Below are 20,817 nucleotides of genomic sequence, written 5' to 3'. Positions count from 1 at the left end.
ATCCTAAACATGTCACGCCAAACCAGAAAGGCATAAAGTTCACATAAAGGGGATAAAGGAGGAAAAACATGGAACGTTCAGAGGCAGAGTGGCGGGAAATCCTAAGCCCAGAAGAGTTTTATGTTCTGCGCCAAGCCGGAACCGAACGACCCCACACGGGTGAGTATGTGAATGAAACGCGCACGGGCACATATTCGTGTCGCGCCTGCGGGGCTGAGCTCTTCAGTTCAGACACCAAGTTCGACGCAATGTGTGGCTGGCCAGCGTTCTTCGCCCCGCTGGCAGAAGACCGCGTGCGCTACATCCGCGATACATCCCTTGGCATGGAACGCGTGGAAGTGCGGTGCACGGCATGTGACTCCCACTTGGGCCACGTGTTCTACGGCGAAGGCTTCGATACACCCACAGACGCCCGCTATTGCATCAACTCGGTGTGCCTGACATTCGAGGAGTAGCGGGCGTCTGTGGGTGCGTGGCTGGGCGCCTGGACGGCTCAAGTGGCGTTTAGCGCCAGCCGGAAATGATGTCGACCAGTTCCTTACGTGGACCAGTGAAGAACGGGATCTCCTTACGCACGTGCATCCGTGCTTCCGTGTTCCGCAGGTCGCGCATGAGGTCAACGATACGCTCAAGGTGCTGGGCCTCAAACGCGAGCAACCATTCGTAATCTCCCAAGGCAAAGCCTGACACGGTGTTGGCTTTAATGTCCTTGTACCCTGCTGCGGCCTTTCCGTGGTCGTGGAGCATCTTGCCACGCTCACGCGGCTCCAGCAGATACCACTCGTACGAACGGACGAATGGGTACACGCACAGGTATTCGCCCGGGTCGTCGTCGGTGAGGAACGCAGGAACGTGCGAACGGTTAAATTCGGCCGGGCGGTGAATACCCACAACCGACCACACGGGTTCCAGAACCGACCCCAGCGCTGACGTCCGGATCGCCGCGTACACCTTCTGCAGGTCTTCTACTGTTGGTGCGTGGTACCAGAACATGATGTCAGCGTCGGCACGGAACACCGACACGTCGTAGATTCCGCGCACAACCACGTTGTCCACCTGCGAAATGGCCTCCGTGAGTTCCTTGGCCAAATCTTCACGGTTTAAATCACCCAAGTCATCTGCGACACGGAACACCGAATATGACAAGTAACGGATCTGCTGGTTGAGCTCTTCAGCCTCTTGCCTCGAGGGCGCTTCATAGTCTTTCATGATGTCCTTTCTGTTATGAGACGCTGTGCTTCATGACGGGCACGATTGATACAGGCTGGGATACCGACGCCTTCGAACGCGTTACCCACAAGCCCCAACGTGGGAATTGTGCTTACAACTAAATCTACTCGTGAAACCATGTCTGCATGTCCAGGTTGATACTGCGGCAACGCCCCCATGTGGCGCCTCACTTCAGTGTGCAGCACCCGGTCGCTGCGCCCAGTAATCGACATCCAATCAGCCACGGACTTCTGGGCGAGTTCTTCATCTGTGTGCGTCGCAAGTTCCGTACTGCGATACCGGCCAACGCTCATACGCACAACAGCCGTTCCTTCTGGAATACGTGCATGCAACCACGGCCATTTGTTCGACGCGAACGTGGACGCCTTGATGAACGTGGGCTCCTTGGGCGGAATCAAAAAACCCGAACCGTTAAGCTCCGACGCACATTCCAGAACAGCCGTGACCACGGCCGAATCCGCCGTCTCCACCTGCGCAAGCGACGCGCCAGCACCAGATAGCTCAGAACTGCCCAGGTCCTCACCCAAGGACCCAAGCAACCGCCCCGCAACAGGGGCAGGTGTCGCTATCAACACACGGTCTGCCGCCTCGGCGCGTTCCCCCTGCGGACCACTTACCGTGAGCGAATACCCAGCCCGCACACGGCTCACCTGCTCCCCCAACCGGAACGTCACGCCCAGCTCGCGACAGCGCTCATACAGGGCGCGCGCTAAGCCGTTCATACCACCGTCGAGGCTCACAAAAACTGGGCGGGAGGTGGTGCCAGGAATGTTCGCACCCTGGGTCACTTTCCGGGAGGCCAGAATCTGATCGACAGCGTCCAAGACCGAGGTGTTCTCCCGTGCCGCTTCAAGCAAGGCTGGCAGGGTGGAGCGTAACGACAAGTGGTACGCCGACCCCGCATATACCCCGGCCAGGAGGGGGTCCACCAGAGTGTCAACGACCTCGGCACCCAAGCGCTGGGCAATGAACTCTCCCACAGACGGGTCGTTCTGCGACCCGTTCAGCTGTTCCTGTTGTAGACGCTCAACCCCAGCTGGGCTCACCACACCAGTCACATCCGTACGACGGCCGGGCACGCCCATAAGAGTGCCCGCGGGAATCTTCATCAACTGGCCGCCCACCAAGAGCTGCGACTTGTGTTCTGTCGACGGGTACTGAGGTTCAAGGCCCAGCTGTTGCATAAGTTCCCGGGTCTCAGGGCGGGCGTACAAACTCGCTTCAGCACCCACATCGCCGTGGGCATAACCGCCAAGATCAGATCCCACGAGGCTTCCGCCTATTCGGTCATTCGCCTCATACACAGTCACCTGTTCACCGGCTTGAGCGAGCTCAAACGCGGCGGTCAGACCGGAGATACCTGCGCCAAGAACGGCTGTGGTCACTCGAACTCACCCGATGCGATGAGCCGGGACGACACCGTGTGGACTTCCTCCACAATGCGCGTGAGCACGGTTGGGTCAGAAGTTGGGAGCACCCCGTGGCCCAGGTTGAAAATGTGGCCGCCGTGACGCAGACCCGCCCGCACAATGTCTTCGATCCGGGGAGCAATCACGTCCCACGGAGCAAACACCAAAGCCGGGTCCAGGTTCCCCTGGAGTGCCTGGCCAGGTTGGACGCGCTGCGAAGCGTCATCCAGATCTACCCGGAAGTCAACACCCATCACTGAGGACCCTGCTGTGGACATCGACCCCAAAAGCTCCCCGGTGGTGACCCCAAAGTGGATGGACGGGACGTTGTTGTGAGCGAGCGCGTCAAAGACTGTGCGCGAATGAGGGAGAACATAGCGCTCATAGTCAGCACGGTTCAGATATCCAGCCCATGAGTCGAACAGCTGGAATGCGTGCGCCCCCGCGTCAAGTTGAGCCTGGATGAACGTCGCGGACATGTGGGCGAGTTTGCCGAGGATCGCCGAAAACAGTTCCGGATCCCCCAGCATCATGGCCTTGGTCTTCTCATGGTTCTTACTGGGGCCACCCTCAATGAGGTAGCTGGCAACCGTAAACGGCGCACCCGCGAACCCGATCAGCGCTGTGTCTTCAGGGAGACCTTGACAGGTGAGGGTCACCGCTTGGGCGATTGCTTCGCACATGTCTGCCGTGAGGTCTGGGATCCGGGCCAGATCTTCACGTGTGCGCACGGGCTGGGCGAACACCGGCCCTACACCTGGCTGGATTTCCACATCCATCCCCGCGATTTTTAAGGGCACCACAATATCGGAGAAGAAAATAGCGGCGTCCACGCCGTGCCTGCGCACTGGCTGCAACGTGATCTCAGCGGTGAGTTCCGGCATGAGACACGCGTCGAGCATCGCAATGCCTTCGCGTGCCTTTTTATATTCCGGAAGAGACCGGCCAGCCTGCCGCATAAACCACACGGGGGTACGTTCGACAGGCTCAGACAATGCAGCACGAGTAAGGGTCACCATGCCTTCATCTTTTCAGACTTGGCCGGCCTATCGCTACACGCTCACTGTTCAATATGCGAAGTCTCACGTAACCTCCGCGTGGGAACTTCATTCCCTTGCCCGCAATACGTACATTGGAAGCGTGGTTGCTCCAGTCCCTTTTACCCCAGAGCCTTTTGCGCAGGCCTCAGATGCGCTGCGCAGGTTTTGCTCGTCAGGCGCTACGCCACACATCAGCCTGGAAGAAATCCCTGCCCCAGGGCGTTTGGCTCCCTGGGCGTTCGCCCTCAACGGCGACGTCGATGCTTCGGCTGTCCCCCACACGCCCAGTTGCGAAGACGAAGTCGCAACCGGCAGGGTTGTCCTCCTCTACGACCCGTCCGAACCAGAGGCGTGGAACGGGCAGTTCCGGATGGTCACTTATATCCGCGCTGAACTCGAACACGAACTCGGTCAAGAAGCTCTTCTAGGTCCCGTCGCGTGGTCGTGGCTCACAGATGCACTCGAAACCTACGATTGTGACGTGTCCGAGGTGGGAGGTACCACAACCCGGGCTCTCAGTGAGTCTTTTGGCACCCTGGCAGCACGGCCCGCCACGATCGATTTAGAAATGCGCGCGTCCTGGACGCCCGTGGTAAAACAGCCTAAAGAGCTTGAGGCTCACGTGCACGCGTGGGCGCACCTCCTGTCCACTGTGGCCGGAGTTCCCCCGCTTCCGGAAGGAGTCTCGGCATTTCCGGGTCGCCTTCGCTAACTTTGCTGTCAGAACCAGAACACGGAGTCCCTCCCGTCACCGACTCACCGGAGGCCCTCCACACTGTTGCTACCCAACTGGCCCACGGACACGGTCCGGTAGGGATCGACACGGAACGCGCCTCGGGCATCAGATACGGCAACCGGGCATTCCTCGTTCAGCTCAAACGCGAAGGCGCAGGAATTGTCCTGATCGACTCAGAGGCACTCCCCGTCCTGTCGTCCGTCAACGCCGCCCTGCACGGGGTCGAATGGATCCTCCATGCGGCAACGCAAGACCTGGGGTGCCTGGCCGAAAAAGGGATGCGCCCCGACGCCCTCTTCGACACCGAGCTCGCCGCACGCCTGCTCAATTTTGAGCGCTTCGGTCTCGCCTCACTGACAGAAGAGATCATGGGCGTGACCTTGGCAAAAGAACACTCGGCGGTCGACTGGTCCACCCGGCCGCTCCCCCACGAATGGCTTGCCTATGCTGCTCTCGACGTCGAAGTCCTAGGCCAACTGCGCACCGAACTCGCTGACCGTTTACATGCGCAAGGCAAATGGGAATACGCAAGGCAGGAGTTTGACCACCTTCTGTCGTTTGCTCCTCCCGTTCACGACGAACCCTGGCGACGCACCCACGGTTTGGGACGGGTCAAAACCGCCCGAGGTCTGGGTCGCGTCCGCGCAATGTGGGCCCTGCGCGATGATCTGGGGGAAGACCGCGACGTGGCCCCGTCTCGGATCCTTCCCGACCGCGCAATGATCGCGCTCGCTACGGAGTCGGTGAAGTCAGACAAAGACGTTAAGCGTCAGTTTTCACGCATAACCGCCGAGGACGCTGGCGAGTTCTTCCGCGTCATCAAGGCAGCTGACCGTCTGCCAGACTCCTTCATGCCCCCGCTACGGAACGCACCCAGAGTCAAGCGTGCGGATCGGGAGACGTCAAAACAGCGTTTAGAGCACATGAAACCGGCAATTGCTCAGATTGCTGAGGAGTTGGATATGCCACACGACCTGGTGGTGACTCCTCGGTATGTGAAACGACTCGCAGCACTCACCACGGTTGGCGACGAAGGTGACATCGCTGACTTCTTGCGGGAACAAGGCGCCAGGCCGTGGCAGATAGAGCTGGTGGCACGGCCACTCGCCAAGGCTGCCCACGCAGCGGGCTCATAGGACGCTACTCGCTGACCCGCTTGAGTAGTTCAGGCGGAAGCATGTCCATGATTTTTTCGACCATGTCGTCGATGTCGAGGCCGGCGTAGGACAGGATCTCTTCACGGGTTCCATGGGGCAAGAACGAATCGGGGACACCCAGTTCAACAACCCCGGTGCGCACAAGTTCATCACGTAGGTCCTGACGGATCTGTGAGCCGATCCCGCCAACTTTGACCCCGTCTTCAATGACCGCGACCAGCGCGTGTTCAGCGGCCATGTCCAAGACCGACTGCGGAACGGGAAGCACCCAGCGGGGGTCCACAACGGTTGCACTCAAGCCCTTCTTCGCCAAAGCCTCTTTCACGGCCAAGGCACGGTCTGCGAGCGCTCCCACTGACACGATGAGGATGTCGGCGCTTTCGAGATTGTCAACGTCCGTGCCTTGTGGAACGGCGAGGATGTCCACGCCATCCGAGGTGCGGGTGAGTGCGTCGATGTCTGACCCGACCTTGCCCCTGGAGAAGCGCACAACGGTTGGAATATCACGGATTTCGATCGCTTCGTTGAACTCTTCTGCCAGGCGTTTGGCGTCGCGTGGGGCAGCCAGTCGCAAATTGGGCACGATCTGCAACATTGCCATGTCCCAGATTCCGTGGTGGGAAGCTCCGTCGGGTCCTGTGACACCTGCGCGGTCCAAAACGAATGTGACGCCCTGATTGTGGAGGGAGACGTCCATGAGCAACTGGTCGAATGCCCGTCCAAAAAAGGTGGCGTACAGGCACACCACGGGGTGTAACCCGCCGTAGGACAAACCAGCTGCCGAGGTCACGGCGTGTTGCTCGGCGATTCCCACGTCGAAAACGCGTTCGGGGAATTCGTGGGCAAACTTATCCAAGCCCACGGGTTTGAGCATGGCTGCGGTGATCGCCACGATGTCTGTACGTTTGCGTGCAGCTTTAACAATCTCTTCACCAAAGACTTGGGTCCACGAGGTTGAGGACTTTGTTGTCGCTTTCCCGGTTGCCGGGTCGATGACACCTACCGCGTGGAACTGGTCGTCTTCGTCCTGAATCGCTGGGGCGTACCCGCGACCTTTTTGGGTGATGGCGTGCACAATGACAGGCCCGTACTCGTACTTTTTGGCCCGGTGAAGCGCACGTTCCATCGCTTCGAGGTCGTGTCCGTCTACCGGGCCAATGTATTTGATTCCGAGTTCGTCGAACATGCCGGCTTCACGCGAGGACACCATGTCTTTGAGCCCACGTTTCATTCCGTGAATCGCTGAGTACACGGCTCGGCCCGGGGGCCCGGACTCTTGGAGCTGCTCTTTGCCCCACGACAGGATCTTTTCGTAGCTTCCCATGGTGCGCAGGTGGTCGAGGTGTTGCGCAAATCCACCTACCGTAGGCGCGTATGAGCGTCCGTTGTCGTTAACAACGATGACCATTTTCCGAGGTGGTTCCGACTTGTCAGCACCAATATTGTTGAGTGCTTCCCACGCCATCCCGCCAGTCAGCGCACCGTCTCCGATCACGGTGACGACATGCCGGTCGAGCTCGCCGCGTAACTGGTACGCTTTCGCGATTCCATCGGCCCATGACAGCGCGGCTGAGGCGTGCGAGTTCTCGATGACATCGTGTTCGCTTTCAGCTCGCGACGGATAACCTGACATGCCGTGGCGCTGACGCAGGGTAGGAAAGTCGTTGTACCGGCCGGTGAGTAACTTGTGGACATACGCCTGGTGGCCCACATCGAACAAGATCGTGTCGTGGGGCGACTCAAAGACACGGTGGATCGCCGTTGTCAGCTCGACAACACCCAAGTTGGGCCCCAAGTGTCCACCCGTTGTCGACACAATTGAAATGAGGTAGTCGCGAATCTCTTTTGCGAGAACCTGGCATTCTGCCGCAGAAAGTGCTCGCACATCAGCAGGAGATGCGATGCGTTCAAGAAACGTCACAAACTTACCTCGTGTTGTAGTCCATATAGTCGAGTCACTATCCTAACGCCTGCAGAAAGCGGACTGCACGTGCCACACAGCCATGTCTAGTGGTAGTCAAATGTACGATGGAGTAGACGCCTTCCCTCACAGTAACTCTTAAGGTCTGCGCATGACGAAACTACGTTTGAATCTCATTTTTGTGGCTGTCTCCAGTTTTGTCGTCACAGTTCTCGTTGCGGTTGGTTGCCTTGCGTTCTATCTGTTCACCGGGCCTTCACACCAGGTGCAGGATATTGAAGTCTTCGACGATGCCCAGGTGCTCGACTCCACTCTTGTCGAAAACGAGCTGAAACAGGTACGCACCTTCAAAGACACGCGCGTCATCGTCTGGACCCGTACCGGCTCGCCCCAGGACAACATCAATGCAGAAACCCTCAACTGAGCGCGCCAGCATCAGGAACTCAATCTGATCTCCGGCAATGCCTGGTCCAACGGTACGTTCATCATCACCGTCTCCGTTGAGGACAACTCAGCCCGAGGCTCTGGCCAAGTGGGCACGTACTTTGGCGAGGACATTAAAATTTCCAGCGCGGAAGAACAGACGGAACTGCGTGAGCCCGGCTACGAGTACTTCAAACAACGCAACTGGTCTCAAGGGGTCATTGCGATTACTGAAGCTAACGCGAAACGCATGGCACGCCCAGCCCTGCGCAACCCCATCGTGTTACAAGGAACCACGGTTGCAGTTGCCGTGTTGAGCCTTGTGAACTTCGTTGCCGTGTTCAGGCGTGTCAGACGGTTCGAATCTGACGCCGAGGTTTTCGACTCCGTCACCGTGAACGTCAACGAACGCGTCGCAGGCACGGACTTCATTCTCGACGAAGGTTTCGGAGCCAAGATCCACAATGCGTCGGCAACACTTTTGCGTAACTACACGGATGCCCTGGACCTCCGCGACTCCATTAAGTCCACGTCCTTTTTCGCGCTACATGCACTCAACGTGCCACTGAAGAAGCGCATCGACGAATTTTCTGACAAAACAGACCAGATCGAGAACGCCACCGACATGGTGGACCGGGCCACCGCCTTGTATTCGCGTGACGAGCAGAACTGGCAAGCCGTGTGGAAAGAAGAGATCGACGACACCCGCTCACACCTGCAAACAGTGCTGAGCGACCGCACACTCGCAACCAAGGCGGACTCGTCCCTGTACCAGTCGCTATGCGAATTCGCGAAAGAAAGCATCCAAAAACTCGACCAGATCGAATACGGTGCGATGCACGATGACGGAACCAACACCTCGGCGTACCTGGAACAGATTGCAAACATCAGGGAAGAACTCACGTCCCGCATGACGCATATTCAGGACGATGTTCTGGCACGTTCGGGCAAACAGCAACGATTCATCCGGGACGCAACAGAACAAACCCTTCGAAGCAACCGGGCACGTTCACGATCGCTCACCGGATACTTCGACATGCGTTCCTTCTACACCCCCGCCGCGTTCTCCATTGGATACAACAGAGGTCTACGCGACTACCAGAGTTACAAAGAGTCGGGTAACAGCGGCGGCGGTGGCGGAACCACCACTGGCTACGGCAGCAGCGGAGGCGGGTTCTCCGGGGCCGGAAGCTCTTCACGGTTCTAGACACATCCGCACACGTTGGAGGAGCAACGACTCCCCCAGCGTTTGGCACACACAAAAGCGCTCCGGGTAAACACCCGGAGCGCTTTTATGTGAGGCTGTTAGTCCTTCTTGACCAGCTGGCGCAGAACGTACTGCAAGATACCGCCGTTGCGGTAGTAGTCTGCTTCACCTGGTGTGTCGATACGTACAACTGCGTCGAATTCGACCTTCTGGCCGTCTTCCTTGGTCGCCGTAACGTGAAGGGTCTTAGGCGTGGTGCCCGAGTTAAGTTCGGTGATGCCTTCGATGTCGAAGACTTCCGTGCCGTCCAGACCCAGCGATTCAGCGTTTTCGCCTGCAGGGAACTGCAGTGGAAGAACACCCATACCGATCAGGTTTGAACGGTGGATACGTTCGAAGGACTCCGCGATAACAGCAGCAACACCCAGGAGCTTGGTACCCTTGGCTGCCCAGTCACGCGAGGAACCTGAACCGTATTCCTTACCACCCAGAACGACCAGCGGCGTGCCAGCCTTCTGGTAGTTCATCGCTGCATCGTAAATGGTGGTCTGAGGAGCGCCTTCCTGCGTGAAGTCACGCGTGAAGCCACCCTGAACACCGTCGAGCAACTGGTTCTGAAGGCGAATGTTTGCGAACGTACCGCGTACCATGACTTCGTGGTTACCGCGGCGCGAACCGTAGGAGTTGAAGTCCTTGCGTTCGACACCGTTAGCCACCAGGTACTGACCTGCAGGAGTGTCAGCCTTGAAGGAACCAGCAGGTGAAATGTGGTCGGTGGTCACCGAGTCGCCCAGCTTCGCAAGAACACGTGCGCCCTTAACATCGGCAACTGCGTCCGGTTCAAGCGACATGCCTTCGAAGTAGTTTGGCTTGCGCACATAGGTCGAGTTCTCGTCCCATGCGAACAGGTTGCCTTCTGGGGTCTCGATTGCCTGCCAGCGTTCGTCACCATCGAAGATGGTGGAGTACTTGCTGTCGAACATTTCGGTGTCAATCGAGGTTTCGATGACTGATTCGACTTCTTCAGGTGTAGGCCAAATGTCCTTGAGGTACACGTCAACACCGTCAGCGTCCTTGCCCAGAGGCTGGGACTCGAAGTCGAAGTCCATGCTTCCCGCAAGAGCGTATGCGATGACCAGCGGAGGTGATGCCAAGTAGTTCATCTTGACGTCAGGGCTGATGCGTCCTTCGAAGTTACGGTTACCAGAGAGAACGGCGGTCACCGCGAGGTCGTTGTCCTGGATCGTCTGCGAGATTTCAGGCTCCAGTGGACCGGAGTTACCAATACAGGTCGCACATCCGTAACCAACGACGAAGAAGTTGAGAGCTTCGAGGTCTTCGAGCAGTCCCGACTTTTCGTAGTAGTCGGTCACGACACGCGAACCGGGAGCGATCGAGGTCTTGACCCATGGCTTGGAGTTCAGGCCACGCTTGCGAGCGTTACGTGCCAACAGACCAGCAGCCATCATGACCGATGGGTTCGAGGTGTTGGTACATGAGGTGATCGATGCGATTGCAACGCTTCCGTTGGTCAGCTCGAACTCACGTCCATCGCCCATCTTCACCGGAACCGACTTCGCTTCTTCACCTGGCTTGGTGTAGTTAGGCAGGTCCTTAGCGAACTGCGACTTAGCGTCGGAAAGTTCAATACGGTCCTGAGGACGCTTAGGTCCGGCAATCGAAGGAACAACCGTGGAGAGGTCGAGTTCGAGGTACTCGGAGTATTCGACTTCGTTCTTAGGGTCGTGCCATAGGCCCTGTTCCTTGCAGTATGCCTCAACCAGGGCGATCTGCTCTTCGCTACGACCGGTGAGCTTGAGGTAGTCAAGCGTCACATCGTCGATCGGGAAGATCGCTGCGGTGGAACCGAATTCGGGGCTCATGTTACCGATCGTGGCGCGGTTCGCGAGAGGAACAGCGGTCACACCTTCACCGTAGAACTCCACGAACTTTCCAACCACACCGTGCTGACGCAGCATGTCGGTGATGGTCAGAACAACGTCGGTTGCGGTGACACCGGAAGGAATCTCACCGGTGAGCTTGAAGCCGACAACACGAGGGATGAGCATGGAAACCGGCTGACCCAGCATCGCTGCTTCAGCTTCGATACCTCCAACGCCCCATCCCAGGACACCAAGACCGTTCACCATGGTGGTGTGCGAGTCGGTACCAACCAAGGTGTCAGGGTATGCACGCTTCACACCGTCGACCTCACGGGCCATCACGACACGAGCCAAGTGCTCAATGTTGACCTGGTGGACAATACCCATGCCTGGAGGAACGACCTTGAAGTCGTCGAATGCGGTCTGGCCCCAGCGCAGGAACTGGTAGCGTTCACCGTTACGCTGGTATTCGATGTCCATGTTGCGTTCGATTGCCTGCTCGGTTCCGAACGCGTCAATCTGAACAGAGTGGTCGATCACAAGTTCAGCAGGAGCCAGTGGGTTGATCTTCGAAGGGTCTCCGCCAAGTTCCTTCACAGCTTCACGCATGGTTGCCAAGTCCACGATGCAAGGAACACCGGTGAAGTCCTGCATGACCACGCGAGCTGGAGTGTACTGGATTTCCGTGCTTGGTTCAGCCTTAGCGTCCCACTGAGCGAGCGCTTCGATGTGCTTCTTGGTGATGTTGGCGCCGTCTTCAGTGCGGAGCAGGTTTTCCAGAAGCACCTTCAGGCTGAAAGGAAGCTTTTCGGAACCTTTAACGGCGTCTAGACGGTAGATTTCGTACGACTGAGCACCTACGTCCAGGGTGCTCTTCGACTTAAAGCTGTCGACAGTACTCATGGTCTCCTCTTTTAGTTGCGAAGATACCGGCAACCGCGGGTCTGTCCCAACGCGCACCCGGAACCGTCAGACGATCCATTTAGGGCACACATCTGTTACCTAAAGTATCTTGACATCAAGATAAATCTTATCGCATATCCCAGTAGTTCTCTACCTTCACACCCGGTCGAACGTCCCAATAAATTCGACGTGGGCAGTGAGCGGAAACAGATCGAACGCTTGAATGTCACGACACTGGAAACCGGAGTTTTGAAGACGTTGTGCGTCACGCGAAAATGTGGCCCCGTCACACGACACATACACCACACGCCCACACGTCGACGACGCAATTAAACGGATAACGGCAGGATCAAGACCCGCCCGAGGTGGGTCCACCACGACCGTGTCAGCGCCTGTGAGTGCGCCCAGCTTTTCGACCCGGCCCACATCGAAGGTGGCATCTACTCCGGCGCGCTTCGCGTTAGAACGCGCACTCTCAATCGCGAGCGCAGATCCCTCCACGCCCCACACGCGAGCCCCGGTTTCCCGGGCGACCATAATGGCGAGCAAACCCGCACCACAAAACAGATCAGCTACATCGCCACGCACCCGCTCCACGACACCTCGGCTCAAAATGTCAGCCGCGTCCGGGTGCACCTGCCAGAACCCTTCAGCGTCGAGGTCAAAGGTCACCCCGCGCACCGTGTGGCTCACGCGCCCAGGCCCCGCAAGGAGCGTCGTTACCGCACTTGACCGGTTCCGCCTTCCGGCCGCACGACTCATGAGCGACCACCCTTCAGGAACGACCTCGGCGAGCCTGTGCGCTATCTCTTCACGCCCTACCACGGTCACCGCTCCCCCGGCTTCACCCACGGCGATCTCAACGCGTTCAGCGCCCGTGAGGTCCACCTGGTGCAGATTCAGGTCATTGATACCCGGAACCGCGAGCGGCACGTGAGTCACGGGAACAATGTCATGGCTACCCGCCCGGTACATGCCAACACACCCACCAGTGACGGCGAGTTGAACACGGGTACGCCACTCTTCCCCGTCATTCACTGGAGGCGTCACGCGAAACTCGCGCTCAAGTTGGTCCATGAGTTCGCGGTCGAACTTCCCGATGCGGGCGAACTGGTCAAGTGCGGCGACACGTTTGAGTTCGCGCGAATGATCCAATGAGACGTGAGCGTACTCGACCCCACCCACGTCCGGGCACCCCCACGCAATCCGCCTATCGGGCACACGGTGTGGGGACGGCTCACACACCTCGGCCACCCGGCCACGGGAAAATGACTTCTTCGTTTCGGTGATCTCAACACGGACGCGCTCGCCCGGGATCGCACCGGAGACAAAAATCACGCCGCCGGCGGTACGCGCAACAGACTCTCCGCCGGCCGCCGGTGCATCAACCGTGAGTTCTACGTGGTTCATTCGTACATCCTCATGACGCGCTCATCGACGTGCCCGCCTCTACCCATGAGCAGTTCACGGTTGCGGTTAAAGGACTTGAGCCGCCACGGCACGGTGACCACCTGCACATTGGGCAAAAACAGTAGCCGTTTGCGCAGCCCCAAGAGCGCCTGGTTGTGCAAGAGCTGTTCCCACCAGCGTCCCACAATGTACTGCGGAACGTACACCGTGATGAGGTCGTCTGGCGATTTGGCGTGCATGTGCGCAATGTAGTTCATGACTGGTCGGATGAGTTCGCGGTAGGGCGAATCCAAGAGGGTGAGCCGGATGGGCAGTTTAAGTTCGTCCCACTGCTTTTGGACCAGGGCGGCCTGGTCTTCATCAACCGCGATGGCGACGGCGCTGAGGAAATTGGGCCGGGTAGCGCGGGCAAAAGCAACCGCCCGCATGGTCGGTTTGTTGATCTCGGAAACCACAACCACGGCCCGGGTCCGAGGTGGTAGCGCCTTGACGCTGCCGTCTTTGGGGTTGACGTTCAGTTCCCGCGAGACCCTGGTGTAGTGCCGGTGAATGAGCCCCATGGCCACATAGGCCACGAACATCAGAGCCAGTGCTAGCCACGCGCCTAACAGGAACTTGGATACCAAGACAACAGCCAGGATCCCTGAAGCGGTCACCGCGCCAACAGTGTTGACGACCCGGTTGAACATCATACGGGTGCGCACAGGACCCGACACGATCGCCCTGATCCGGTTGTTCCAGTGCTTGACCATGCCCCACTGTCCCAGGGCCAAGGACGCGAAAACTCCCACCAGGTACATATCAATAAGCCGTTCAGCGTTAGCGCCTGTGAGGACAACCAGCACGATCGAACTCACCGACAGCACCACCACGCCGTTAGAGAACGTCATGCGGTCGCCCAGAGAAGCTAACTGTTTGGGCAAGAATGAGTCGCGGGCCAGTTTAGAGGCAAGTCCAGGGAACCCCTCCATGGATGTGTTTGCTGCGACCAGCAGAACAAGCGCAGTGATGAGGGTGATCGCCGTGGCAACTGCTGGCATGTGGTCAAAGACTGCGTCTGCACACTGCGCCAGAACCGGCACTTGGTGGAAGGTGTCTCCGACTGGCTGGCTGTGTTCGAAGAGCTGAGTTGACGGGTCGCTTACGTATTTGACGCCCACTTGAGTGGCCAGCCACGTGAGACCAATCAACATCGTGGCGCTCAAAAGGCCGGCGAACACCAGGGTGTTACCTGCGTTGGCGCCACGTGGCTTCGCGAACTTGGGAACCGCTGTTCCCACGGTTTCGATTCCCGCTACGGCGACCAGACCAGAGGAAAACGCGCGAAGAATAATGATAGTGACAACCGCCCCGTGCCATTTCATGTCACCGTCGAGTGGGACGACCGAAAGGTGGGCGGTTGCGGCCTCGATCTCATCACCACGCGCAATCCGAATCGCCCCGTAACCCACTGTGACAAGCACAGCTCCCACGAACAGATAGGTCGGAATAGCCAAGAGCAACGGCATGGCTCGTCCACCGCGCAAGCCAAACAAGGTCACCACTGCGATCCCAATCGTGGTGATAAGCGTGAGATAGCCTTCGAGCACGTTGAAGGATGACGCGAGATAGCTAGCGAGGACTGCCATGGAGACAGACAGCGTGAGGACATAGTCAACTAACAGGGCCGCCGCGACTGCCCGCCCGGGACGATTCCCCAGATTGCGAGTGGCCACATCATAGTCGGCTCCCCCGCCTGGGTAGGCCTTCAGATTCAGTCGGTAACTTCCCACCAAAATGAGGATGAGAACACCCACTGCGATCCCGATCCACGGGGCCGTCGACATGGCGACAAAACCTGAAAGGGATAAGGCTAGAAGAATCGCGTCAGGCGCATACGCAACAGACGACAACATATCTGATGCGAAAATTGGCATGGCGAAACGTTTTGGGAGAGCTTCACGTCTAAAGTGATCACTGCGGAAAGGTCGCCCAACAATCATTCGCTTAAGAAGAGCAAAATTGTTTGCCACGGGCACCAATGGTACGTCAAAGGGAGTTTGGATCGTGCACTTCGTCATCATGGGATGTGGACGCGTAGGGGCCCAACTGGCCCGCGGGCTCGATGCTAAAGGCCACACGGTTGCGGTGATCGATAAGAACGCCGACGCGTTTGTGAAGCTGGGCAAAAACTTTACGGGAACAACCGTGACCGGTATTGGCTTTGACCGCGACACACTCGTGCGGGCACGCACCTCGGACGCATACGCTTTCGCCGCCGTCTCCTCGGGAGACAACTCCAATATTCTGGCAGCCAGGGTTGCCCGGGAAACCTTCGGAGTCAAACACGTTGCCGCCAGGATTTATGACCCGCGACGCGCCCAAGTGTTTGAACGTTTAGGCGTGCCCACCGTCGCAACCGTGCGGTGGACAGCTGACCAAATGATGCGCCGGCTCATTCCATCCGGGGCAGTCAACGAATTCCGCGACCCATCTGGACGCATGGTGCTGTCGGAGGTCCATGTTCACCCCGACTGGGTGGCCCATTCCGTCAGCGAAATTGAAGCCCACAGCAAAGCTCGCGTCGCGTATTTCACACGGATGGGCGAAGGCATTGAAGTCACGCCAGACACCCTCCTCCAAGACGGAGACTTGGTGCACGTGATGTGTCGCGCAGAGTCTCTTGACGACGTCGTCCGCTCACTTGACGGCCCAATCAAAGAAGGGGATAACCGATGAAGGTCGTGATTGCAGGCGCCGGGTCAGTAGGACGTTCGGTTGCGCGGGAACTCATCGACAAAGGCCACACCATCGTCATGATTGACAATGACAAACAGGCGATTCGGCGTGATCTGGTCCCCGATGCCAGGTGGGTTCACACGGATGCGTGTGAACTAGACGGCCTCGCTGACGCCCAGTTAGAAGATTCCGATGTAGTTGTCGCAGCAACGGGTGATGACAAGACAAACTTGGTGTTGAGTTTGCTCGCCAAAACCGAATTTGGGGTTCCTCGCACGGTGGGTCGTGTGAACAATCCGCGCAACGAATGGCTCTTTGATTCCAACTGGGGCGTCGACGTAGCCGTGTCCACGCCACGCCTCATGACCGCACTGGTAGAAGAAGCTGTTGAGGTGGGGAACCTGGTACAGCTGCTCACGTTGCAACAGGCTGGAACCACGCTCATGGAGATGACTCTTCACGAAGCCTCGGAGGTCTTGGGTAAGCGCGTGGGCGACATCGAACTCCCCCAGGACACTGTTCTTGTTGCTGTTGTGCGTTCGGGCAGAGCTTTCGCGCCTCAACAAGACGACACCCTGGTAGATGGGGACGAACTCTTCTTCCTTGCCGATGCCTCGGTGAAGCCGCGCTTGCGTGAACTGTTCAGCTAGTCGTTCCGGTTAGCTCGGCGCACTGTCCACGGTGGTGAGCAGTTCATATTCCGGGTTAAGTGTCACCAAGTCACCATCAACGGTTGTAAAACACCCGCACAAAATGACGGGCCGGCCCACGGTGAGGCCGGAAACTTCACGCCTTCCCATGAAAACGGCGTGAAGTTCCGCACGCCCGTCTGACACGGTGATTTCTAGCCGAGGTGGTTCCAGCGGAGTGGATCGTGTCACCGAGGACACCACCCCGCGAGCACACAACTGATCGCGGGCTTTAACGTCCGCGAAGTTCGAGATTGTGTTCAGCGTAACCGCCTCTAGCGCACTTCTGCGATTTCGGGCCCGCGTTCAAACGGGTCGATATCGTCGTCAGAGGAATCAGCTGAGTCTGCGTCTGACTGCAAATTGGGTGGGGTGAGTTCAAGAACCTGACCGGGAGGCATTGGACCGTCGCCACGGTCCACAATAATTCCCCGGAATACCTCTACCAGTTCCGTGCGAACTTCCTCTGGCACGCCATCAGTCTGGGCGATAATTCCCATGAGAAACCAGCGTGGCCCGTCAACCCCCATGTATTCGTGGTTCTGTACCGTTACGTGGTCTTCGTCGATCTTATGAGGAATGACGGCTGACAATCCGTAGCCCATGTCGGTGAAGACTTCTTTCGCGGTTCCGCCGGCGGCCGTGACGCTTGCTGAAACCTGCTTGCGCACTTGGGCCCACAGGCCTTCGGTCTTGGGAGCCGCCATTGCCTGAACGCGCAGTGCACCGCCCTTGTGGATGAGCGACACAGCGAGGATTGACCCGTTTTCTTCTTGCGATTCGAGCTGAACCTGCATTCCGTCGATAACGGGAATGCGCAGGGCTCCGAGGTCGATCCGGTTAGCTTCCCCCGCGTCTTCAGATTCGTCCCAGGGGCCGTTCTTTACACGGTCCCGAGGCGCTTCTTTTTGCGGTTCATCATCAACGTCATCATCGTTGTTCTCAGCGACGTCGCTCTCACGTGACTCTTCGTCCGCACGGTCGTCGTCTTCTGGCTCGTTGTCGACATCTTCGACTTCTTCGACATCGTCGACGTCGTCAACAATGTCCTCTGCCTTGTCCTTACGACCAAAAAAACTACTAAACAATCCCATGGTGTCTACTTTCCCGTTGATCCAAACCCAGCGTCACCGCGCCTGGTTTCGTCGAGTGAATCGACAATTTCAAAGTCTGCACGTTCAACCTTTTGAATGAGAAGTTGGGCGATCCTGTCGCCTGCCGAGATTTCCACTGGCTCGTGCGGGTCCAGGTTGATGAGCGCCACCTTGATTTCCCCACGGTAGCCCGCGTCGATCGTGCCCGGAGCGTTGACAACCGTGAGGCCGTGTTTGGTGCTCAATCCCGATCGCGGGTGCACAAGCCCCACATACCCCATGGGGATCGCTAGCGCAATGCCCGTGGGAACGGTAACGCGTTCAAAGGGTTGGACCGTCACATCGATACGTGCGCGCAGGTCCGCACCGGCGTCCCCCGGATGACCATATGTGGGGACCTGGGCGCTTTCATGTACGCGCATGAGTTGAATGGGTAAGATTTCCACGCCCTTGACTCTATCGATCTAGGAATCGTAATAAAAGCCCGGCGACAAAAGAAACGTAGGGGACGTGAAAGAATAGCCCCTATGACTGCACCTTCTTCGCTTTATTCCGAACGCGTCACGCCATCGATCTGGTGGTGGGTTGTTGCGCTCGTTCTCTCCGCGATGACGTCGCTTATGGTGATCCCGCTGTCCTGGATCGCAGGGATTATCGTCCCGATTGTCGTTTTCATCGCGGTCGCTTTAACCCTGCGTTCGCTTATCCCTCGCGTGACGGTGACACAGGACGTGTTGTTCGCTGGCCCCGCTCATATTGAGCGGTCATTTATCACCGAGGCAACACCGCTGAAGGGCGAGGACGCGTTTAAGGCACGTGGTCAAAAGCTCGACGCGCGGGCATTCCTGGTCACCCGCCCGTGGGCTAAAGACGTTGTGAAAGTCGACATTGAGGACCCGAACGATCCCACGCCCTATTGGATTGTGTCGACGAACAATCCAGACGAACTCGCTCGGGTACTCACCCAGCAGGGTTAAACACCCGCTGGTCAGCTACTAGTCAGCGCAGTCTGTGCAGACTGGGCTACCTTCTTCTGATTCGTCGGACATCTGTGAACGGTGACGAACCAGGAAGCACTCTGTGCAGGTGAATTCGTCGTTCTGTTTAGGCAAAACGCGCACCGACAGTTCTTCGTTGGAGAGGTCTGCACCAGGAAGTTCGAAGCCTTCGGCAGCCGCAGTTTCGTCCTCATCAACCTGACTTGCCTGCTGCTGATTGCGTTGGGCCTTCAGTTCCTCGATCGAATCGCTCGAAAGATCCTCGTCCTGTTTACGTGGAACGTCGTAGTCGGTGGCCATGAACCCTAATCACACTCCTGTAAAAGTGTCAGATGCACACATGGTTTGCGCAATGTCTAAAGCATTTTGCATTCTCAAGTAGCTTTTGGCAAGAATCCAGAAGCGACTGTGCATGTGATTTACCGCATAAGAGTAAACAGTAGATGAACTCACGTCAATAACTGGTCTTTCTGCGATAAAAAGACACCCTGTGACGGCACGGGTACTGTTCGTCATGTACGTTGTCTACATAACGCAGACGCAGTCACGCACTGATGCAGAGGGGAAACGCATGAGCGAATTTACCGACGAGATCGACCGCAAAGCTGATCTGTTGCGGGAGAAAATCAACGAGGCTCGCGAAAACGATAACGAGTTCCTCGCAGAACAGCTCATTGACGAACTCCGCAACATCGAGTTGATCGCCCGCGAGCACGACCTCGACACCTCGGAGATCAGACAGGTTATTGCCACCGAAACTGGCCAGCTCCCCGTTATTAACAAAGAACCCTAATCCCCCACCGCGCTTTATGGCATGACTGGCTTGTCAGTTCTGCCCTTACAGCACTGACCTGACTGAGCCAAAGTACATCCGTCGACCGGACCTTCTGGGGTGAGTGCCGGCTGTTCAGGCTCTTCACCACGAACCTGAGCGGCTTTCTCTTCAAGCAAGTCCACAAGGCCCATGACAAAGGCCGGGTTGGTTCCAACCGTTGCAGCCCGCACATAGTCCAAGCCCACACGTTCAGCTGTTTCAGCGGCTTCGACATCGAGGTCGAACTTCACTTCCATGTGGTCTGATACGAACCCGATTGGCGCCACAATCACCCCGGTGATTCCCTGCGAAGCGAGCTTTTCCATCCGGTCGTTCACATCTGGTTCGAGCCACGGAATCTGCGGAGGCCCTGACCTGGAGCAGAACACAAGTTCGTGCGGAAGCGAGTCGTCTAACTGCTGATCGATTGCGTTCATCAGCTGCAGGTGCTGGTCTGCGTACCCAGCGGTTGCCACCTCGGACGCCTCTTGCATCGTCGTGGGAATCGAGTGGGTGACGTACAGAATGCGGTGCTTCTGCGGGTCGAGTTCGCCCACTTTCGCTTCGAAGTCAACCAGCGCGTGCCGCATGATCTGCACTTGCGCGTTCACGAATCCTGGGTGGTTGTAGTACTGACGCACCTTGTTAATGGTCACGTCAATACCTTCGCCCTTGAGGGTTTCTACGGTTGCCCCAAAGTCTTCCCTATACTGCCGGCAAGAAGAATAGGAAGAGTAGGCCGAGGTCGTAATCGCCAAGTACTTCGTGGCACCTGTGCGTTCGTGGTGGTCGCGGATCACGTCAGTGAGGAACGGGTCCCAATTGCGGTTACCCCACAGGATAGGCGTGGTTATGCTACGACGCTCCAGCTCTCCTTCGAGCTGCTGCAAAAGCGCAATGTTCTGTTCGTTGATGGGTGAGACCCCGTCGAACATGTAATAGTGTTCGCCCACTTCCTTGAGACGTTCTTCTGGAATTCCGCGACCGGCGGTGACGTTCTTCAGAAACGGGACCACGTCGTCAGGGCCTTCGGGGCCTCCGAAAGACATGAGAACTACTGCGTCGAATGGAGACAGGGGCGATTCAGTCATACAACCACTCTAACCCGCAGGATATGGCCCAGAGAATTTCGACTCGCCACGTGAAGATCACGGTGAGACGCGCCTGGACGTGACACGCTTAGAA

Annotated in this window: 20 protein-coding genes and 1 pseudogene; 9 read left to right on the top strand and 12 right to left on the bottom strand. The window is 57.7% G+C overall.

Annotation, left to right across the window (positions count from 1 at the left end; genetic code table 11):
* The first annotated feature begins 68 nt into the window (after nt 1-68).
* Nucleotides 69-455, top strand: coding sequence for a peptide-methionine (R)-S-oxide reductase MsrB (msrB, locus tag QP868_RS05515; protein ID WP_284925609.1), 387 nt, complete (start codon nt 69-71; stop codon nt 453-455).
* A gap of 49 nt (nt 456-504) precedes the next feature.
* Here msrB and hemQ read toward each other — a convergent pair whose 3' ends face one another.
* From hemQ to hemE, 3 genes are read right to left on the bottom strand one after another with little or no spacing between them, the layout of a single operon-like run.
* The gene (gene hemQ / locus QP868_RS05510) at nt 505-1,209 is read right to left on the bottom strand and encodes a hydrogen peroxide-dependent heme synthase (protein ID WP_284925608.1); all 705 of its coding nucleotides are present in this window, start codon (nt 1,207-1,209) and stop codon (nt 505-507) included.
* Nucleotides 1,206-2,615, bottom strand: coding sequence for a protoporphyrinogen oxidase (hemG, locus tag QP868_RS05505; RefSeq protein ID WP_284925607.1), 1,410 nt, complete (start codon nt 2,613-2,615; stop codon nt 1,206-1,208). Before hemG ends, hemQ begins: the two co-directional genes overlap by 4 nt.
* Entirely contained in the window at nt 2,612-3,658 is a 1,047-nt protein-coding gene (gene hemE, locus QP868_RS05500; protein WP_284925606.1) for a uroporphyrinogen decarboxylase, read from the bottom strand. Before hemE ends, hemG begins: the two co-directional genes overlap by 4 nt.
* A gap of 121 nt (nt 3,659-3,779) precedes the next feature.
* Here hemE and QP868_RS05495 point away from each other — a divergent pair, with 121 nt between their 5' ends.
* Both QP868_RS05495 and QP868_RS05490 read left to right on the top strand, forming a co-directional pair.
* Nucleotides 3,780-4,391, top strand: coding sequence for a DUF3000 domain-containing protein (locus QP868_RS05495; RefSeq protein ID WP_284925605.1), 612 nt, complete (start codon nt 3,780-3,782; stop codon nt 4,389-4,391).
* Nucleotides 4,392-4,393: 2 nt separating this feature from the next.
* Complete coding sequence (locus QP868_RS05490; RefSeq protein ID WP_284925604.1) at nt 4,394-5,551, top strand: HRDC domain-containing protein; 1,158 nt, start codon at nt 4,394-4,396, stop codon at nt 5,549-5,551.
* Nucleotides 5,552-5,555: 4 nt separating this feature from the next.
* Here QP868_RS05490 and dxs read toward each other — a convergent pair whose 3' ends face one another.
* Nucleotides 5,556-7,493, bottom strand: a complete 1,938-nt coding sequence (gene dxs / locus QP868_RS05485) for a 1-deoxy-D-xylulose-5-phosphate synthase (RefSeq protein WP_284925603.1) — start codon at nt 7,491-7,493, stop codon at nt 5,556-5,558.
* Nucleotides 7,494-7,644: 151 nt separating this feature from the next.
* On the opposite strand from dxs, the gene QP868_RS05480 reads away from it, so the two are divergent.
* Together QP868_RS05480 and QP868_RS05475 are read left to right on the top strand one after the other, a co-directional pair.
* A complete protein-coding gene (locus tag QP868_RS05480) occupies nt 7,645-7,917 on the top strand; it encodes a hypothetical protein (protein WP_284925602.1) in 273 nt (90 codons plus the stop codon).
* Between the two features lie 21 nt (nt 7,918-7,938).
* Nucleotides 7,939-9,123 (top strand): annotated as a pseudogene (locus QP868_RS05475) (DUF5129 domain-containing protein); the annotation flags it as partial.
* Between the two features lie 98 nt (nt 9,124-9,221).
* Here the strand turns inward: QP868_RS05475 and acnA are convergent.
* From acnA to QP868_RS05460, 3 genes are all read right to left on the bottom strand, one after another.
* Entirely contained in the window at nt 9,222-11,909 is a 2,688-nt protein-coding gene (gene acnA, locus QP868_RS05470; protein WP_284925601.1) for an aconitate hydratase AcnA, read from the bottom strand.
* Between the two features lie 156 nt (nt 11,910-12,065).
* A complete protein-coding gene (locus QP868_RS05465; RefSeq protein WP_284925600.1) occupies nt 12,066-13,319 on the bottom strand; it encodes a class I SAM-dependent RNA methyltransferase in 1,254 nt (417 codons plus the stop codon).
* On the bottom strand, nt 13,316-15,235 hold the full coding sequence (locus tag QP868_RS05460; RefSeq protein WP_284925599.1) for an APC family permease: 1,920 nt from the start codon (nt 15,233-15,235) through the stop codon (nt 13,316-13,318). The genes QP868_RS05465 and QP868_RS05460 overlap by 4 nt, the downstream gene beginning before the upstream one ends.
* Nucleotides 15,236-15,365: 130 nt before the next feature.
* Here QP868_RS05460 and QP868_RS05455 point away from each other — a divergent pair, with 130 nt between their 5' ends.
* Together QP868_RS05455 and QP868_RS05450 are read left to right on the top strand one after the other, a co-directional pair.
* Nucleotides 15,366-16,037, top strand: a complete 672-nt coding sequence (locus QP868_RS05455) for a potassium channel family protein (RefSeq protein WP_284925598.1) — start codon at nt 15,366-15,368, stop codon at nt 16,035-16,037.
* A complete protein-coding gene (locus QP868_RS05450) occupies nt 16,034-16,687 on the top strand; it encodes a potassium channel family protein (protein WP_284925597.1) in 654 nt (217 codons plus the stop codon). Before QP868_RS05455 ends, QP868_RS05450 begins: the two co-directional genes overlap by 4 nt.
* 9 nt (nt 16,688-16,696) lie before the next feature.
* On the opposite strand, the gene QP868_RS05445 is transcribed toward QP868_RS05450, so the two are convergent.
* The 3 genes from QP868_RS05445 to dut all read right to left on the bottom strand — a co-directional run bounded on the left by QP868_RS05445 (nt 16,697) and on the right by dut (nt 18,266).
* Nucleotides 16,697-16,918, bottom strand: a complete 222-nt coding sequence (locus tag QP868_RS05445; RefSeq protein WP_284925596.1) for a single stranded DNA-binding domain-containing protein — start codon at nt 16,916-16,918, stop codon at nt 16,697-16,699.
* An 83-nt stretch (nt 16,919-17,001) separates the two neighbouring features.
* Nucleotides 17,002-17,820: a DUF3710 domain-containing protein gene (locus tag QP868_RS05440; RefSeq protein ID WP_284925595.1), complete on the bottom strand. Its 819-nt coding sequence runs from the start codon at nt 17,818-17,820 to the stop codon at nt 17,002-17,004.
* Nucleotides 17,821-17,825: 5 nt separating this feature from the next.
* A complete protein-coding gene (dut, locus tag QP868_RS05435) occupies nt 17,826-18,266 on the bottom strand; it encodes a dUTP diphosphatase (RefSeq protein ID WP_005882415.1) in 441 nt (146 codons plus the stop codon).
* 81 nt (nt 18,267-18,347) lie between these two features.
* Here dut and QP868_RS05430 point away from each other — a divergent pair, with 81 nt between their 5' ends.
* Nucleotides 18,348-18,797, top strand: a complete 450-nt coding sequence (locus tag QP868_RS05430) for a DUF3093 domain-containing protein (protein WP_005882413.1) — start codon at nt 18,348-18,350, stop codon at nt 18,795-18,797.
* Nucleotides 18,798-18,815: 18 nt separating this feature from the next.
* Here QP868_RS05430 and QP868_RS05425 read toward each other — a convergent pair whose 3' ends face one another.
* The gene (locus QP868_RS05425; RefSeq protein WP_005882411.1) at nt 18,816-19,118 is read right to left on the bottom strand and encodes a DUF4193 domain-containing protein; all 303 of its coding nucleotides are present in this window, start codon (nt 19,116-19,118) and stop codon (nt 18,816-18,818) included.
* Between the two features lie 271 nt (nt 19,119-19,389).
* Here QP868_RS05425 and QP868_RS05420 point away from each other — a divergent pair, with 271 nt between their 5' ends.
* Nucleotides 19,390-19,611 carry a hypothetical protein gene (locus QP868_RS05420; RefSeq protein ID WP_284925594.1) on the top strand — a complete coding sequence of 74 codons (222 nt, stop codon included), beginning with the start codon at nt 19,390-19,392 and terminating at the stop codon, nt 19,609-19,611.
* Between the two features lie 14 nt (nt 19,612-19,625).
* Here the strand turns inward: QP868_RS05420 and QP868_RS05415 are convergent, their stop codons facing one another.
* The gene (locus QP868_RS05415) at nt 19,626-20,723 is read right to left on the bottom strand and encodes a ferrochelatase (protein ID WP_284925593.1); all 1,098 of its coding nucleotides are present in this window, start codon (nt 20,721-20,723) and stop codon (nt 19,626-19,628) included.
* Nucleotides 20,724-20,817 lie beyond the last annotated feature (94 nt).

The sequence above is a fragment of the Brevibacterium sp. UMB1308A genome, assembly GCF_030230605.1.
Classification (GTDB): domain Bacteria; phylum Actinomycetota; class Actinomycetes; order Actinomycetales; family Brevibacteriaceae; genus Brevibacterium.
Note: the sequence above shows the minus strand (reverse complement) of the source record. Positions and strands in the feature narration are given on the sequence as shown.

Bases quoted from the DNA above. Each gene is read 5' to 3' on its own strand.
- QP868_RS05465 (WP_284925600.1), bottom strand. From the start codon at position 13,319: ATGAACCACGTAGAACTCACGGTTGATGCACCGGCGGCCGGCGGAGAG.
- QP868_RS05480 (WP_284925602.1), top strand. From the start codon at position 7,645: ATGACGAAACTACGTTTGAATCTCATTTTTGTGGCTGTCTCCAGTTTT.
- msrB (WP_284925609.1), top strand. From the start codon at position 69: ATGGAACGTTCAGAGGCAGAGTGGCGGGAAATCCTAAGCCCAGAAGAG.
- QP868_RS05460 (WP_284925599.1), bottom strand. From the start codon at position 15,235: ATGCCAATTTTCGCATCAGATATGTTGTCGTCTGTTGCGTATGCGCCT.
- QP868_RS05415 (WP_284925593.1), bottom strand. From the start codon at position 20,723: ATGACTGAATCGCCCCTGTCTCCATTCGACGCAGTAGTTCTCATGTCT.
- QP868_RS05450 (WP_284925597.1), top strand. From the start codon at position 16,034: ATGAAGGTCGTGATTGCAGGCGCCGGGTCAGTAGGACGTTCGGTTGCG.
- acnA (WP_284925601.1), bottom strand. From the start codon at position 11,909: ATGAGTACTGTCGACAGCTTTAAGTCGAAGAGCACCCTGGACGTAGGT.
- QP868_RS05430 (WP_005882413.1), top strand. From the start codon at position 18,348: ATGACTGCACCTTCTTCGCTTTATTCCGAACGCGTCACGCCATCGATC.
- QP868_RS05440 (WP_284925595.1), bottom strand. From the start codon at position 17,820: ATGGGATTGTTTAGTAGTTTTTTTGGTCGTAAGGACAAGGCAGAGGAC.
- hemQ (WP_284925608.1), bottom strand. From the start codon at position 1,209: ATGAAAGACTATGAAGCGCCCTCGAGGCAAGAGGCTGAAGAGCTCAAC.
- QP868_RS05425 (WP_005882411.1), bottom strand. From the start codon at position 19,118: ATGGCCACCGACTACGACGTTCCACGTAAACAGGACGAGGATCTTTCG.
- QP868_RS05420 (WP_284925594.1), top strand. From the start codon at position 19,390: ATGAGCGAATTTACCGACGAGATCGACCGCAAAGCTGATCTGTTGCGG.
- hemE (WP_284925606.1), bottom strand. From the start codon at position 3,658: ATGGTGACCCTTACTCGTGCTGCATTGTCTGAGCCTGTCGAACGTACC.